Raw genomic sequence first — 14,331 nt, forward strand, 5'->3', positions numbered from 1 at the left:
TGATCCTTGCCTTAATCCCTGGCCTCAATCCTTGCGTGCCGGGTTCAGCGTGCCCCGGATCACGAGCTCTCCCGCCCGGTTGACCGAGGCCGAGCTTCCCGACCAGCGGTCAGTCCCGTCGAGCCTGGCAACCAGGTCCGGAATGTCATTGTCCGGATAATCACGGACCCGGACCTCGGCCGCGCTGCCGGAGATATCCATGAAGGTGATCGTTGCCGGTTTCTCACCCAGCGCCTGCCTGAGGTCACTTAGCGCATCGGCGAGCATCATAGGGTCTCCGGCTGCGGCCATCGCCGTTGCAAATGCAGTTACCGATTGGGCCTCCTTCTGGGCAGCGGATATTGACTGGTTGCGCTCATCAAGCAGCGCGATCTGGGCCTTTGCCTCCGACATGAAAAGTGACAGGCGCACATGGCTGCCAAGATAATACCCAAAAGGCAGGGCGAGGATAAGGAGCGCGGAGACCGCAAGCTTCACAGGCGTGAAGACCCGCGAGATGGAGTCCCTGCCAAGGCTCATAAGGGAGAGGTCCGACCGCCAGGGGACCATCTCCACATCTGGCACCTGGCGCCAGTCGGCGTCAATTTCAGGCAGGCCATAGGCGGCATCGGCGCCGTCGACGAACTGGCGCCAGTCACCGGCTGAAGGTGGCAGGACCCACCAGCGGGTAGCCAGCAGGACGCCGCCCTCCCAAACCTGCCCTTCATAGCCCTCCGAGCACTGGACAAGCCGCGTACCGGTCGTGCCCGGCAGCCTCAGGAAGCCTTCGGGCACCCAGACTGAATGGGCCGATACCGCGCCGGGCGCACAGATCCAGGCATTGACATACCCTGCCCCAGGGCCAGGCGGGGGCTCCAGGAATACCGCCTCCCCGGCGCGCAGGTTGTTGCGGGCAAGAGCCAGGCGGGCCGCATCGAGCCCTTCCTGGGTGCGCGCCGGCATCCAGACCCGCTCGAGGCGGCAGCTTGCCCTGGGAACCACAGTCACCTTCCCGGCAAAGCGGATCTTCGGTGGGGCTTGGTGCAGGCTGGCGATCTTATTCATCAGCGCTCCTGCGGAAAACAGCGGGGCTGGGAAGGCCGGAGGTCTCCGGCGGCGGCGTGCCGGCTGGTTCGGGCCGGTCGAGCACGAGGCTCCGGCTCCACGGCGCCGCTGCCGCGCCGACGGTGCGGCTGATCTCCACGATGCGCAGGCGGGAACGCCCGGTCTCCTCGTCATAGGCCCTGAGGGTCAGACGGCCGTGCGCGCCCGGAACGAGGGAGGTGCTCGACACGGTTGCCAGGACATCTTCGTTCCGGCGCGCCACGACCGGCAGGGCCGCGCGCAGTTCGAGTACAGCCGGTGGGCTGAAGGACCACACCGGGTCCTGCACCGTGCTGGCGGCGGTGACAAGGGAGAGGAAATCAGCAGACCCGAGGGGAGCAAACCCTTCCCAGCCATAGATGCCCGACGCTTCGGCAACCCGGCGCAGGGGCGAGTTTGGCGGCGGCGGCAGGCCGCGCAGCCGGTACTCCTGGCGCTCAGCGCCGCGGGTCCTTCGGATATTGTCCTCATCAGTGAAGTCGCGCAGGCGGGCGGTCATGGTCAGGGCGTCTTCCGTGCTGATACCGAAACGCTCCAGCAGCGCCGCAATCAGGGCGGGATCGGACGAGTTGAGGGAAACGAGGCCCGCCAAGTCGTGATATTCAGCAGTGCCCCGTACGCCCGGGCTCAAGAGGGCGATTCTCCCGCCATCGGCCCGCCAGAGGTCTTCGGCCGCCGCGGCTTCTACCTCTACGCGGGAGGGCGCCGGCGTACCGAGGATCACCTCGGTCGCGTCACGCGCGCCGCCTGAGAGCGAAACTCCGTAGCGGACCGGCGGGCTGGTCAGGAAGAGATAGGTCGCCCGGGCTTCCATGTTGTCGAGCGCGCGCAGGAGCTTGCGGTCGGACTGCAGGGCGACCGACACGTCCCGGGCCTGGTCGAGGGCGGCCGCTCCGATCAGGATGATCGACATGGTCGCGGCAATGAAGGCAAGGACGCCTGGAAGGATGAAGCCCTTTTCGGAATCAACCGGCATCAGTGACCACTCCCCGTCAGGTCCGGTTCGAGCGCCAGGACAGTGTCTTCGGACGATACTCTGAGCACTTCAGCCACGGTCGTCATGCCCAGCCTTGCCTTTTCAAGCCCATCCTCGGCAAGTCGGCGGTAGCCCTGCAGGCGCGCGGCTTTCTCCAGTTCCGGAACGCCGGCGCCGCGTAGGAGGGCGCTCTTGACCTCGGCGTCAATGCGCACGAGTTCGAAAAGGGCAATCCGCCCTGCATAGCCCGTCCCGGCACAGCGCGGGCAGCCTTCCCCAGCCTGCCAGGTCGCCGGCCCGGTGCGGGCGGCGATCTTCTCGGCCTCTTGCCGGTCACAGGAACGCAGCAGGAGGTCGAGTTGATCAGGCATCTCTGACGGGCGGGCGCAGTGCGGGCAGACCTTCCGGACGAGCCGCTGCGCTGCGAGTGCCCTTACGGCCGCTCCGATCTGGAAAGGCTCAAGCCCGAGATCGAGCAGGCGCGGGATCGCCAGGAGCGAGGAGTTCGTGTGCAGGGTCGAGAGAACGAGATGGCCGGTCAGCGAGGCCTGGATGGCAATTCGGGCGGTTTCCGGATCACGGATCTCCCCGATCATGATGACGTCCGGGTCCTGGCGGAGGATCGACCGGAGCCCAGCGGCAAACGTCAGGCCGATATCGGGTTTGACCTGGACCTGCGTCACCCGCTCCATGTTGAATTCGATCGGGTCCTCGATGGTAATGATCTTCTTCTGGCCGTCATTGATGGATTGCAGGCCGGTATAGAGGGTGGTCGACTTGCCCGACCCGGTCGGACCGGTGACGAGGACGATGCCGTTGGGCTGGTTTAGGACGGTGGAGAACTGACTGCGGGCAAGGCCCGACAGGCCGAGCTGGTCAAGGCTTGGCAGGGTCTTGTTTTTTGGCAGCAGGCGCAGGACGAGGCTTTCCCCCCAAGCGCCGGGAAGCGAGGATACGCGCAGGTCGAAGGCCTGGCCCGAAATTCGTATCGACTGGCGCCCGTCCTGGGGCAGGCGACGCTCGGCTATGTCCATGGCGGAAATAAGCTTGATACGCGTACTGACGGCATCAAACCGGCTGGCAGGCTGGCGCTGCCAGGACTGAACTACTCCGTCGATGCGCAGCCGGATTTCGAAATACTTTTCATGCGGCTCAATATGGATGTCGCTCGCCCTGTGCTTGATGGCGGCCGCAAAGACTTGGTTGACTAGGTCGATGATCGGGGCTTCTTCGGCCAGTTCCCGCAGCCGGGAAAGGTCCCCGTCGGTCTCGTGATCGCTGCGCTCGCCGCCCGTCTCACCCAGCAGGCTTGCGAGCATGTCGAACTGGGCCCGCGACATCAGCCGCCAGGTGACGGTGACCGGCCGCTCGCCGGTTTCCGAAGCCCTTTCGACCTGCTCGTTAAGCGGAGGGTCTATGGGATTGCAGGCTGCCACGACCAGCCGGCCTGCTTCGGGTGGGCCGTCCCACCAGGCAAAGCATTGCCTCGACGCAAGCCATGCCTGGGAGAGCGCCAGCTCTGCGGGCGCTTCGCTCAGGGCGCCGGGATGGCGGGGAACGTCGGCTTCATCGAGCAGGGAAATGCCCCAAGCGGCTGCGGCGCAGGCCATCAGCGCGTCCTCATCCACCGCGCCGATGCGAACGAGACAATCGAGGAATTGCCCGCCGGTCTCAGCCTGTAGCCGCCGGGCTGCCTTTATATCGGCATCAGCCACCAGCCCTTGGCTGGTCAGTGCGGTGGCGAGACTGGATGAGGTCATGCATGGTCTTCCTGCCGTAAGGCGCGCAATCAGCCCCTGACTGCCCTTAATAGCCAGAGCCGGCTGCTGCGGCAAGTTGCTGGTGCAACAGGCCGGATTGACGTAACCGGGTAAGCGGCTTCAAAAAACCCCAAGTGGAGGGGCCATCAGGGACGCAATGCCGGTTTACAGGTTCAGGGCACTCAATCCTCAGGGAAAGGCAGTTGACGGGCGCCAAGCCGGGGCGACCCGCGATGAGGCTTATGAGCGTATCCGCGCACGGGGCCTTCATCCTGTGGACCTTTCCGAAGTCCGCGGCCGGCGCCGCCGGCGCTCCAGCAGCCGCCTGGACCGCAAGCTGCTGCTGCGCACAGTCCGCCAGCTGGCCACCCTGCTGAGCGCCGGCGTGCCCCTCCTTGAAGCGGTCGACAACCTTCGCCGCAGCGATGCGGAAGGGGAGGTCGGCAGCCGCTTTGCCCGCCTTTCCCAGCACCTGCGCCAGGGCGAGCGCCTCTCCGCTGGCCTGCGGGAACACTTCGCCGAACTCCCCGATTATGTGATCAGCCTGACAGCGCTCGGGGAGGCGACGGGCCAGCTGCCCCGGACGCTCTCTGACGCAGCAGACAGGATGGATGCCGATGCCGCGCTCGCCTCCGAGCTGCGTTCGGCGCTTTCCTATCCGGTCGTACTTGCCTCGGTGGGCGCCTTTATCATCCTCGGCATGTTCATCTTCGTCATCCCGCGCTTTGGCAGCCTCGTGGAACGCTCGGGCGCCGACATTCCGGCGATGTCGCGCTGGGTAATCGACAGCGGGGTGTGGCTGAGTTCCAACTGGCTTGTTTTCCTGGTCTGCGCGGGCGGGCTGTTCTTCCTCCTACGGAGGGTGCTTGCCGGTAATACCGAGCGGGTGCGCGCCGCCGCCGCGCGCCTGCCGGGGTTTGGCGCCGTCATGCGCCGGGTTGATCTCGAGAACTGGTCGCGCACCCTCGGGGTGGCCCTTGCCAACGGGGCCCAGTTGATGCCGGCGCTCGACCTGGCCGCGCGAACGGTGAAATCGCGGGAGTTTGCTGCGCAACTCGAGGGGGTGCGGCGGGACGTGCGGGGTGGGGCCCATCTTGACGAGGCCTTCGAGACAAACGTGCTGGGCGCCGACGCCATGCTGCTCGACCTCATGGCAACCGGGCGCAAGTCCGGAACGCTGGACCGGATGCTCGTACTGGCGGCCGATTCCTACCGTGAGGAAATCACCGCCATGACCAAGCGCCTTACCAGCATTGCCGAACCGGTGGCGATTCTCGTTGTTTCCCTGATCGTCGGCACACTGGTAGTGTCTATTGTGCTTGCCATGACCAGCCTGTACGACTTCGACATATGATTAACCGGGAGTGGAGTAAGGGCAGATGAGCTCTGTGTCAGGGGTCAGGCCGCGCGGCTGCCGCAAGCGCGCCAGGAGGGACGAGGCCGGCTATTCGATGATCGAGATCCTGATCGTCCTTGCGATCATGGCGGTCATCGCCACCCTCGTCGGCCCGGCGCTCTTCAACCAGCTCGACAAGTCCAAGGTCACTACCGCCCAGACCCAGATTCGGACGCTGGAAGCGGCGGTTGCCACAATGCGTCTTGAGATCGGCCGTTTCCCGACCGAGGAAGAAGGGTTACGCCTTCTCGTGGAACCACCCCAGGACGAGCAGACCCGGAGCAGCTGGCGCGGCCCATACCTGGACGGGAGCCTGCCGGTTGATCCCTGGGGCAATGCCTATCGGTACTCGCTCCCTGAGGCGCGCTTTGATGGCTATTCGGTCAAGCCAGTTATTTACAGCTACGGGCAGGACAACAGTCCGGGCGGGGCAGGCCTTGATGCGGACATCGGGCGCGTGGAAGACCTCGGCGACCGGGCCGGCAACTAGGAGCCGGGCCTGCTGGCGGGCCGTACAGGTGTTTATTTCGGGCGCTGCGCGCCTGACTGCGGGAAGTAGAGCATGACCAACAATCAGAATGATTTTCGCCGTATGCCAGCATGGGCCTTCTGGGCCATCGGAGCCCTGAGCGTAACGGGCTGCGCCACGGGCAGTGACGGGCCCCGGGAAAGCGGCAGCCTGCTGACTGGGACCCGAATCGGAGACGCCGTCAGCCGGTCCGAGCGTTCCACCGGGAGCTCGGACGCTTCCCTCGCCCCTTCTCAGCAGCCGACCGCAACGCAGGACCGCTCGAATGAGATCACGGTGCCGAGCGTAGCCCGCACCGGAGAAGGGGGCGGGGAGGTCCTGGGCGGCCCGGAAGACCGCCCGGTCCCGGAATCCCAGACAGTCGATGCAGTCGTGCCCGCCCTTGCTATCCCGCAGTTTATCGACGTGGTCTTCGGCAACATGCTGGGTGTTCCCTATGTGACTGGCCCGGGCGTCGCCGCCCGCACCGAACTCGTCCAGCTGCGTTCCTCAGGCCGGATGAATTCGGATGATTTCGTCGAACTTGTGAGCCTCTCCCTTGAAAGCTACGGGCTAAGGGTCTTTGCTGAGGACGGGGTCTACCAGATTGTTACTGATGAAAGCCTTGCGGCGAAGATGCCGCGTTTCATCAAGTCCCGTTCCCGCGCCGATATCCCGGAGGAACTTCGTCCCGTCGTCCAGTTCGTCGAGCTTGACGCTGTGGCGGCGAACGAGATGGAATCGATCCTGCGCCAGGCCTTCCCTGACAAGCAGGCGCTCAAGATCGAGACCAATTCCCGGCTCAATGTCCTGACCTTGACAGGCCTTCCCAAGGACCTTGATGCGGCGATCGCTATCATTGACCAGCTGGACGAGCTTGCCTACGCAGGCAGCACGGCCGAGCGCTTTTCCCCTGTTTTCTGGTCGGCGACCCAGCTTGCCCAAGAGGTGACCTCGCTGCTGGAAGCGGAGGGCTGGCAGGCGAGTACCAACAAGGCGCAGCAGAAGCCGATCCTGATCATGCCGGTTGAGTATTCCAACGACCTCTTCGTCTTCTCGCGGTCACCTGCCGGCCTTGCCCGGGCGCGCTTCTGGCTGAGCGAACTCGACCGGCCGACCCGCCGGGGCAACGAACCTCAAGTCTATGTGTATGACGTGGAGAATGTCGATGCCGAACTCCTCTCCCAGGTCGTCGCCAGGGTGATGACCGGGCAGGTGCCTGCGTCTCAGGCCCAGATGCCAGAAACTCCGTCGCCCGGCGCAGATATTTCCCGTGCGACGCTGTCCCAGCCGACCGGCATAAGTTCTGCCAACGGATCGATCGTGGTCAACAGGCTTTCCAATCAGATCGTCTTCACCGGCACGCCGACGCAGTATGAGGCGATCCAGCCCCTCCTGCGGCGCATGGACCGTCCGCCGGCCGAGGTCATGATCGAGGTCACTATCGCCGAGATTACCCTGACGGATGACACCCAGTTCGGTGTTGAGTTCTTCATCAACAATCTTGGGGGCAATGACCTTCAGGCGGTCATCGGCAACGAAGGCCTAGGCCTTGGCAGTGTGGGCACCTCTATCGGTGTGGTCACCGGCAATGTGGAAGCGGCACTCAATTTCTTTGCCAAGAACAATCTCGTCAATGTCCTTTCGACGCCGCGGCTGACGGCCCGTTCGGGTGGTACGGCCCAGATCCAGGTCGGCCAAGACGTCCCGATCATCACTTCCCAGCGTGCGACCGATACGCAGAGCACCAATAACGGCACCGATATCCTCCAGTCGGTAGATTACCGCTCGACCGGCATTCTGCTCTCTATTGAGCCTATCGTCTTCGGCAACAACCGGGTGGACCTGGCCATCACCCAGGAAGTTTCCACGGCCGTGCAGACAACGACCTCCCAGATCGCAAGCCCGACAATCTCCAACCGGTCGGTGACGACGCAACTCTCGCTCGAGGACGGCGCCACTGCGATCCTTGGCGGCCTGATTCAGGAGACGACGACACGCGATGAGACCGGCGCGCCGATCCTGAAAGACATCCCGTGGGTCGGAAACCTCTTCCGCAACACAACCTTGTCGAAGAACCGCACCGAGCTGATCGTCCTGATCACCGCTTATGTCGTGCGCGACGGGAATGAGAAAAGGGCGTTTACGGATGAATTGGTCGGGCGCTTCAACCTGACGACGTCTAACCCGGGCAATATGGACACTTATCTCGGGACCGATCTCAGGCAATGACACACCAGGAAGAGACAGGAGGGGAGGTCCCAGTGGGGAGCGCGGGCTTCTCGACCCTGGAGGCCGTCGTCGCGATCGGCATTCTCGGACTTTGTATCCTGCCGCTCATGGATTTCCAGATGACAATTTCCGAGGGTGCAGTGCGCCTTGCGTCCCGCAATACGGCGCTAGAGGCAGAAATGCGCGCTGAAGCCTACCTGAGAGCGCTGCCGCCCGCCGCCCTGGCGGCCGGGGAAGGGGCGATCGGCACCTACCAACTCGTCTGGCAGGAAGAGGCGTCTGCCCCTGTCCGGCCAGCGCTTTCCGAAGAAGGGGCAGCGGGGCGGTTCGACCTTCTTGTAAGCGTTCTGGCTTACGAAGTTCGTGATGGAGCCCGGACGATTGCTGTGGGTCGGCTCGAACGCCCTGTCTGGCAGGTGACCAGACCATTCCTGGATGAAGGCGGTTTCTAAAAAATACAATCGCCTACGGATGATTCGCGGAAATTCCTCGAAATCCTGCTGATCTCTGCCAACATGACCCCTTGTCAGCCTCCCGCCTGCAATGGTCCTGGCTGATATCGTCGTAAAAATGTCGCGCTTGCCGGAAAAGGAGGCTGAATATGCTGATTTTCCGGCGCGCATGTCGATTTAATGTAACGGTGGAGAAAATTCCCTCGAAAGCAGCCGACTTGAGCGTTGACACTTCTCTAGGTGCTTGGCTAGATCGGGCAGCGGCTGGGGTTAGGTTATGACATCGGCTCAGCCCGACGCGGGGGGTGTAGTTCCCCGAACCTCAACTTAGGAGCTATGTAATGCTTAAAAAGTTTCTTGCGACCGTTTCGGTTGCTGGGCTTATGGCCGGAGCGGCTCACGCCGTGGTCCTGGGAAATGCAACCTCTGGCGCAGCCGCTGCGGGTGAGCCCGTGCCGCTTGCGTCTGCGCTTGATTATGCCGGGGACGCTGTCGACGGTAACCTGGTTGTCAGGTTTGGTCCGTCTGCCGGCTTGTTCCCGACAGGGAACGTGTTGGCTTTCGTTACCGTCACAGGCGCAACTTTTGATGGTGCGCTCGACGGGAGCGAAGTCGTCGGCACGACCACTTCTGTCATTTCGAATGGTGGTTTGAATGGTGGCACGACCGTCACCTATCTCATCTCCGGGGCCGACCTTTGTGACGCGGGTACTCCGACCATCTGTTCGATGTCGTTGCCGGTAGTGCTGACCGGGTCCGATGTTTCGGTGTCCATCGGTTTTGAAACTGATGCTGGTGCAGATGTTGATAACACGAACCGCACCAGCCGCGTCTCTCTGGACGTTGTTGACGTGGTGCCCGCATTTGCTGCCGTGTTCACCCCTGACGCTGTAGCCACGACGGCCGATCTTTCTGCAGCTAACGGGCCGTTCACTGCGTTCACAGGTGCTAGCAACGACGATCTCGGTGACGTCCTCGTGCGCGCCAACACCGTCAACTACGGTGCTGGTGCCCGGACGGTCAAGAAAGACCTGGCAAACACGAACGTGGTGGCAGCTGACGTTGACTCGATCACCATCTCCGTTGCTGGTTCCATGGCGGCGTTTGATCCTGCGGCTACCCCTGCGGGTGACTTCCTGATCGGCGGTGCGTCGGCGGATGATGTGGATGTGGCTGGCCGCGTAGCGACCATCGAGCTCCCTGGTGGCGCACTCGGATCGGTTCAGGCCGTTACGGTTTCGGAGGACGGCGACACGGCAATCGAGCGTTCGACCTACGTTGCCAGCGTGAACGTTGCTGTGGCTGCAGCGAGCCCCCTGACCGCTGGTGCGTCGTTCTCTGGCGCCCTTCAGTCGATCACGCGCAACGGGACCCAGATCACGTTCCCGTGGACGCAGTCGGCTACTCAGGGAGCTGCTTCTGGCACCTCTAGCGTGTTCCGCATCGGTAACCTCGTTGGCACGGACGCCGGGGCGGTGTTCGTGGAAGCGAAGAACACCTCTGAGGCTGGTTACACCAACCCTGGTGTTGTCCAAGTGGCGCCTTCAATCGATGCAAACGGCGAACTCGTCGTGAACTCTGCTCAACTCGAGACGCTCCTTGGCAACTTCGGTCGCGGTGATGTCGAATTCACCGTCGAAGCGGAACCTTTTGACCTCACTGGCCGCCAGTTCGTTGTTCGCAATGGCAACGTTCAGCAGGTCATCGGCGGCACGATCGACCAAGACCTGAACTAACAGCTCCTAACTGTTGGGAACTAGGGGAAGGGGGGCTTATAGCCCCCCTTCTTTTTTGGCAGGATGAAACCGGGGACAGTTGAGGTAGCGCGCATTATGACAGTCAACATCTATAAGGAACCTGAGGAGATCGGGCGCAGGATCAGCGAAGGGGACCACCGGGGCGTGATCGGCGGCCTCTGGGAGGAGATGGGCGCCTGGCAGCTCGATTTCTGCCGGCGGATGGGCCTCTTGCCGGAGCATCACTTCCTCGATGTCGGCTGCGGCAGCCTCCGCGGAGGAGTGCATTTCGTCCGCTATCTCGAGGCTGGCCGCTATGCGGGGATCGATGTCCATGCCGCGCTGCTCGAGGCGGGTTATGAACGCGAACTCGTCCCTGCAGGCCTCGGACCGAAGCTGCCGCGCGAACGGCTGGTTGCCGACGGGCGGTTTGACTGTTCATCCCTTGCGACGCAGTTTGACATGGCGATTGCCCAGTCGGTGTTCACTCATGTGCCCTGGAACCAGGTTCGGCTCTGCCTCGCCCGGCTTGCGGATACGATGCGCGCGGGCGGACGGCTCTTTGCCACCTACTTCGAGGCCGCCGAAGACGCACCGCTGGACGCTGTGACCGACCGGGGGGGCGGGATCCTCTCGTCATTCGATGCAAACCCCTATCATTACAGGTTTTCTGACCTTCAGGGGGCGGCCGAAGGGCTGCCCGTGACTGTCCGAAGGCTCGGCGATGTCGGCCATCCTCGCGGACAGTACATGGCTGAATTCACCTTTCATACGACCGCTGAGGCTGGCCCCGGCCTGCGCGACCTACCCCCCGGGGACGCGCTTGGCCTGCCGGCGGGCGCAGACCATTACCGGGCCTATGTCGGCCCGCCCCGGCGTTACGACTTCATGAGTTCCACACAGTTTGCCCTGCTACATGGGCTGGGCCTGCGGGAAGAAGACAAGGTGCTGGACGTGGGCTGCGGCTCGCTGCGCCTCGGCCGGCTCCTCATCCCTTTCCTCCTGGAAGGCGGGTATGCAGGGGTCGATCCCAATGGCTGGCTCGTTGAGGAAGCGATCCGGCGCGAGCTGGGGCTGGACGCCATCCGGCTGAAGCAGCCTGCCTTTTCCACGAACGGGAACTTTGATTTTTCCGGTTTCGGCTGGCCGTTCGATTTCATCATCGCGCAGTCGGTGGCCACCCATACCGGGCCCGATCTTCTCCAGAAGCTTCTGTCGGGGGCCGCCGCTTCGCTAAAGCCGTCGGGTCTGTTCCTGTTTTCCTATATTCCCTCGCAAACGCCCACTCGACCCGCTGATGGCTGGTATTACCCTGACTGCGTCGAGTATGAAGAGGCAGACATGCTCGCGCGCCTCGCGCTGCATGGACTCAGGGGCAGACCTATTCCCTGGTATCATCCTGCTGCGCGCTGGATCATCGCCGCCAAGGATGAAACCGCATTGCCGGCAGCCGATGACCTTTGCGCCCTGACAGGGCATGTTGCCCGTCGGAGTACCGATACCAAGGGCTATGTGTTCAGAGCGTGAATTTTGGGATATTCACCTGTGTCAGAGAACTCATTCAGCAAGCCCGCCAGCGACCAGACCCTTCACTTGCTGACGGGCATGCATCGCAGTGGCACATCCTTCCTGGCGAAGCGACTGGCGCAGTCTGGACTCGCTTTTCCCGGGGACCTGCTGCCGCCCGCCGAAGATAATCCCGAAGGCTACTGGGAAGCCCGCGAGGTGGTGTCCCTGAACAATTCCATCCTCCAGGCAGCTGGCCAAGACTGGCGCAGTGACAGGCCTCTGAACGACGCGGCGATCGATACCCTTGTCCGGACCCATGGCGACAGTGCGCGGGAGGTTCTCGAAAGATTGGCGGCCCGCGCTGGCGGACAGGACTTTGCCATTAAGGATCCACGCCTCTGCCGGCTTCTCCCCATTTGGCGGAGCGCTGCTCAGCGCGCAGGGCTGGTTATCCGCCTGGCAGCGACAACGCGTCCGGCAAGAGAGGTGGCCCTGTCGCTGTATCGCCGTCGCCGGGATCCGCGTTTTGCCCCGGCAGCCATCGACACCCCGGCGAGTGCTGTCTTCCTTTGGTTGCGGTACCTTTTGGATCTGGAGCGCCATAGCCGGGACATGCCGCGCTCCTTCGTGCCATTCAGAGACCTGCGGGCCATAGCGTCCGTGAGCGACCTGAAAGACGCAGCAAGGCGTGGCGACGCAGCTGTTTCGTGCCGCGGCCCGGACAGTTGGCTGACCATGGCGCGCTCTGTTGACACGCTGCTTACCGAAGGGGACCTTACGGCCTCTGCCAGTGTTTTCGACGCCGCCCGCGAGGCGCTTGATCTCGCTCTGGACGCGCCCGACACTCCGGGTGAGGGCGCATCCGTGGGGGGCGGCGAGCTTCGCACGGTCCGTGCTTTTACCCGGCGTCCTTCTGGTTGTTCGCGCAGCGGCCCGGTGATCGGGTTCCTGTCGGGTGAGCCCGGTAGCCGCGGTCATATCTACCGCGTGGAAAACAGGATTTCAGCGCTCATCGGCGAGCCTGCTGGGGTTTTCCGCATCGATCCCCGCCTTCAGTCTCCAGAAGATATCGCTTCAGCCTGTGACCTAATCATTGTATTCCGTAGGCAGATGGATGTTTGGTTCGAACGCTTGGCCGGCCGAGCGCAGGGCTCAGGGGTCCCGCTCGTCTTTGATATCGATGATCTGGTCTTCGACCCTGAACTCATGGTGCCTGATGTGTTCCGGTTTCTGGAAGACAAGCCCCCCGAGGTCCGCGAAGAATGGCAGATGCGTGCCCGGGGTTACCGCGCCGCCCTCCAGGCGGCGAGCCATGGCTGGGCCACGACGCAGGCGCTGCACGATGAAATGCTGAACGTCCAGCCCCGCGTGTCGGTGCTGAAGAACGGCTTGTCGGATCATCATTTGAGGAAGGGCCAACAGCTCGAGCCTCGTGGTGCGGGCAGAGGCATCGTCATCGGGTATGCCAGCGGGACTCCGACCCATGACCATGACTTTGCCCATATTGCACGTCCTCTAGCCCAGTTGATGCGGACGTTCACTGACGTCAGGCTCGAAATTGTGGGCCCGGTGGGCCCGCAAGCCCTCGGTCCCTTGATGGACCTCGGCGCCCGGGTCAGTTTTCTGCCCTTGGTTGATTACTTCAGCTTGCCTGGGATACTCTCACGGTTCGATATGAATCTCGCTCCGCTTGAGCCGGGCAACCGCTTCTGTGCCTGCAAGAGCGAACTCAAATTCTTCGAAGCAGGCATCGTCTCAGTGCCTACTATCGCGAGCACAACTTTGCCCTTCCAGAACGCTATCCGACGAGGCGAGGATGGTCTTTTGGCGGGCTCGAACGCTGAGTGGGGAGCGTGTCTGGAAACTCTGGCCAGCGACCCCGAACTGCGCACATCCCTTGGCGCAGGCGCCGCACGCAGCGCCCTGGCCGGCTTCGGGCCGGATGCGCAGAAGCGGGAGTTTCTTACACTCTGCCAGCAGCTTCTTCCCGGTTTCTCGCCTGGCCTGGCGGGTGCCTGATGGAAACGAGCCGGACACAACAGATGGGATTTTCCCTGATCGAAGTGATGGTTGGCCTTGCCATCATGGCTATCATCTCGATGCTCATTTTCTCCTCACTCCTCTCGCAGATGCAGCAGGCAGATATCGTGAGATCTTCTACGCGAGATGCCTTCGAGCGCATTGCCCAAAGGCGGCTCGTCGAAACGGTCGTGTCGGCAACCCTCCCAACTTGGCCTGAGGACAAGGAAAACGCGTTTACCGGCACGGCGACACAGATGAGCGGGGTCAGCGCCTTTAGCCTTTTCGACCAAGTCCAGCGCCTGCAAGCCTACAGCCTAACCCTGCGCATGGAATCAAACCTGCAGGTTTTGGAGATCGTGACCGAGGAGGGGGTCTGGACAGTGGAGGACATTCCTCAGGATGTCGGGTTCCGCTATCTCGGCGGGGACGGGCTCTGGCACACATCCTGGCCTTTGGGGATGCCCGATCAGGCTGGAATTGCGCAAATGGAGCAGTTCTTTGCCAATCAGGGTTTGCCTCGGATGGTGGCACTCTGGGATGAGCAGAGCGGGGGGCCAGCGGGTGTTGAGATTGCCATCAGCAATACTGATATCTTAGGTGTCCGTGTCAGGGATCTGGCTGGCGAATTTCAATAGGCTAGGGCGATTGCCGGTCGGC

Annotated in this window: 11 protein-coding genes; 8 read left to right on the top strand and 3 right to left on the bottom strand. The window is 62.9% G+C overall.

Going from position 1 to position 14,331, the window contains the following annotated elements:
* Nucleotides 1–24 precede the first annotated feature (24 nt).
* The 3 genes from HPO_RS01280 to HPO_RS01290 are packed head-to-tail and all read right to left on the bottom strand — an operon-like array spanning nucleotide 25 to nucleotide 3,819.
* A complete protein-coding gene (locus HPO_RS01280) occupies nucleotides 25–1,044 on the bottom strand; it encodes a hypothetical protein (RefSeq protein ID WP_035593471.1) in 1,020 nt (339 codons plus the stop codon).
* Nucleotides 1,037–2,059, bottom strand: a complete 1,023-nt coding sequence (locus tag HPO_RS01285; RefSeq protein WP_035593473.1) for a type II secretion system protein GspK — start codon at nucleotides 2,057–2,059, stop codon at nucleotides 1,037–1,039. Before HPO_RS01285 ends, HPO_RS01280 begins: the two co-directional genes overlap by 8 nt.
* Nucleotides 2,059–3,819: a GspE/PulE family protein gene (locus tag HPO_RS01290; protein ID WP_051612143.1), complete on the bottom strand. Its 1,761-nt coding sequence runs from the start codon at nucleotides 3,817–3,819 to the stop codon at nucleotides 2,059–2,061. The genes HPO_RS01285 and HPO_RS01290 overlap by 1 nt, the downstream gene beginning before the upstream one ends.
* Before the next feature lie 157 nt (nucleotides 3,820–3,976).
* Here HPO_RS01290 and HPO_RS01295 point away from each other — a divergent pair, with 157 nt between their 5' ends.
* The 8 genes from HPO_RS01295 (at nucleotide 3,977) to HPO_RS01330 (ending at nucleotide 14,309) form a co-directional block, all read left to right on the top strand.
* Nucleotides 3,977–5,173 carry a type II secretion system F family protein gene (locus HPO_RS01295; protein WP_035593474.1) on the top strand — a complete coding sequence of 399 codons (1,197 nt, stop codon included), beginning with the start codon at nucleotides 3,977–3,979 and terminating at the stop codon, nucleotides 5,171–5,173.
* Between the two features lie 25 nt (nucleotides 5,174–5,198).
* Nucleotides 5,199–5,705 carry a type II secretion system major pseudopilin GspG gene (gspG, locus tag HPO_RS01300; RefSeq protein ID WP_035593476.1) on the top strand — a complete coding sequence of 169 codons (507 nt, stop codon included), beginning with the start codon at nucleotides 5,199–5,201 and terminating at the stop codon, nucleotides 5,703–5,705.
* Nucleotides 5,706–5,777: 72 nt separating this feature from the next.
* Nucleotides 5,778–7,955: a secretin N-terminal domain-containing protein gene (locus tag HPO_RS01305; protein ID WP_035593478.1), complete on the top strand. Its 2,178-nt coding sequence runs from the start codon at nucleotides 5,778–5,780 to the stop codon at nucleotides 7,953–7,955.
* 32 nt (nucleotides 7,956–7,987) lie between these two features.
* Nucleotides 7,988–8,407: a hypothetical protein gene (locus HPO_RS01310; protein WP_035593480.1), complete on the top strand. Its 420-nt coding sequence runs from the start codon at nucleotides 7,988–7,990 to the stop codon at nucleotides 8,405–8,407.
* Between the two features lie 341 nt (nucleotides 8,408–8,748).
* Entirely contained in the window at nucleotides 8,749–10,143 is a 1,395-nt protein-coding gene (locus tag HPO_RS01315; RefSeq protein WP_035593482.1) for a hypothetical protein, read from the top strand.
* Nucleotides 10,144–10,239: 96 nt separating this feature from the next.
* Nucleotides 10,240–11,670 (top strand): class I SAM-dependent methyltransferase, encoded by a 1,431-nt coding sequence (locus tag HPO_RS19470; protein ID WP_051612144.1) that lies wholly within the window; start codon nucleotides 10,240–10,242, stop codon nucleotides 11,668–11,670.
* Between the two features lie 66 nt (nucleotides 11,671–11,736).
* Nucleotides 11,737–13,671: a hypothetical protein gene (locus HPO_RS01325; RefSeq protein WP_157532593.1), complete on the top strand. Its 1,935-nt coding sequence runs from the start codon at nucleotides 11,737–11,739 to the stop codon at nucleotides 13,669–13,671.
* A gap of 23 nt (nucleotides 13,672–13,694) precedes the next feature.
* The gene (locus HPO_RS01330; protein ID WP_162173990.1) at nucleotides 13,695–14,309 is read left to right on the top strand and encodes a PulJ/GspJ family protein; all 615 of its coding nucleotides are present in this window, start codon (nucleotides 13,695–13,697) and stop codon (nucleotides 14,307–14,309) included.
* The last annotated feature ends 22 nt before the right edge of the window (nucleotides 14,310–14,331 follow it).

It is taken from the genome of Hyphomonas polymorpha PS728 (assembly GCF_000685315.1).
GTDB classification, from domain to species: Bacteria; Pseudomonadota; Alphaproteobacteria; order Caulobacterales; family Hyphomonadaceae; genus Hyphomonas; species Hyphomonas polymorpha.

What these genes read in the sequence shown, in the direction of transcription:
- HPO_RS01295 (WP_035593474.1), top strand. Translation starts at nt 3,977, where the DNA reads ATGCCGGTTTACAGGTTCAGGGCACTCAATCCTCAGGGAAAGGCAGTT.
- HPO_RS01280 (WP_035593471.1), bottom strand. Translation starts at nt 1,044, where the DNA reads ATGAATAAGATCGCCAGCCTGCACCAAGCCCCACCGAAGATCCGCTTT.
- HPO_RS01315 (WP_035593482.1), top strand. Translation starts at nt 8,749, where the DNA reads ATGCTTAAAAAGTTTCTTGCGACCGTTTCGGTTGCTGGGCTTATGGCC.
- HPO_RS01305 (WP_035593478.1), top strand. Translation starts at nt 5,778, where the DNA reads ATGACCAACAATCAGAATGATTTTCGCCGTATGCCAGCATGGGCCTTC.
- gspG (WP_035593476.1), top strand. Translation starts at nt 5,199, where the DNA reads ATGAGCTCTGTGTCAGGGGTCAGGCCGCGCGGCTGCCGCAAGCGCGCC.
- HPO_RS01330 (WP_162173990.1), top strand. Translation starts at nt 13,695, where the DNA reads ATGGGATTTTCCCTGATCGAAGTGATGGTTGGCCTTGCCATCATGGCT.
- HPO_RS01290 (WP_051612143.1), bottom strand. Translation starts at nt 3,819, where the DNA reads ATGACCTCATCCAGTCTCGCCACCGCACTGACCAGCCAAGGGCTGGTG.
- HPO_RS19470 (WP_051612144.1), top strand. Translation starts at nt 10,240, where the DNA reads ATGACAGTCAACATCTATAAGGAACCTGAGGAGATCGGGCGCAGGATC.
- HPO_RS01285 (WP_035593473.1), bottom strand. Translation starts at nt 2,059, where the DNA reads ATGCCGGTTGATTCCGAAAAGGGCTTCATCCTTCCAGGCGTCCTTGCC.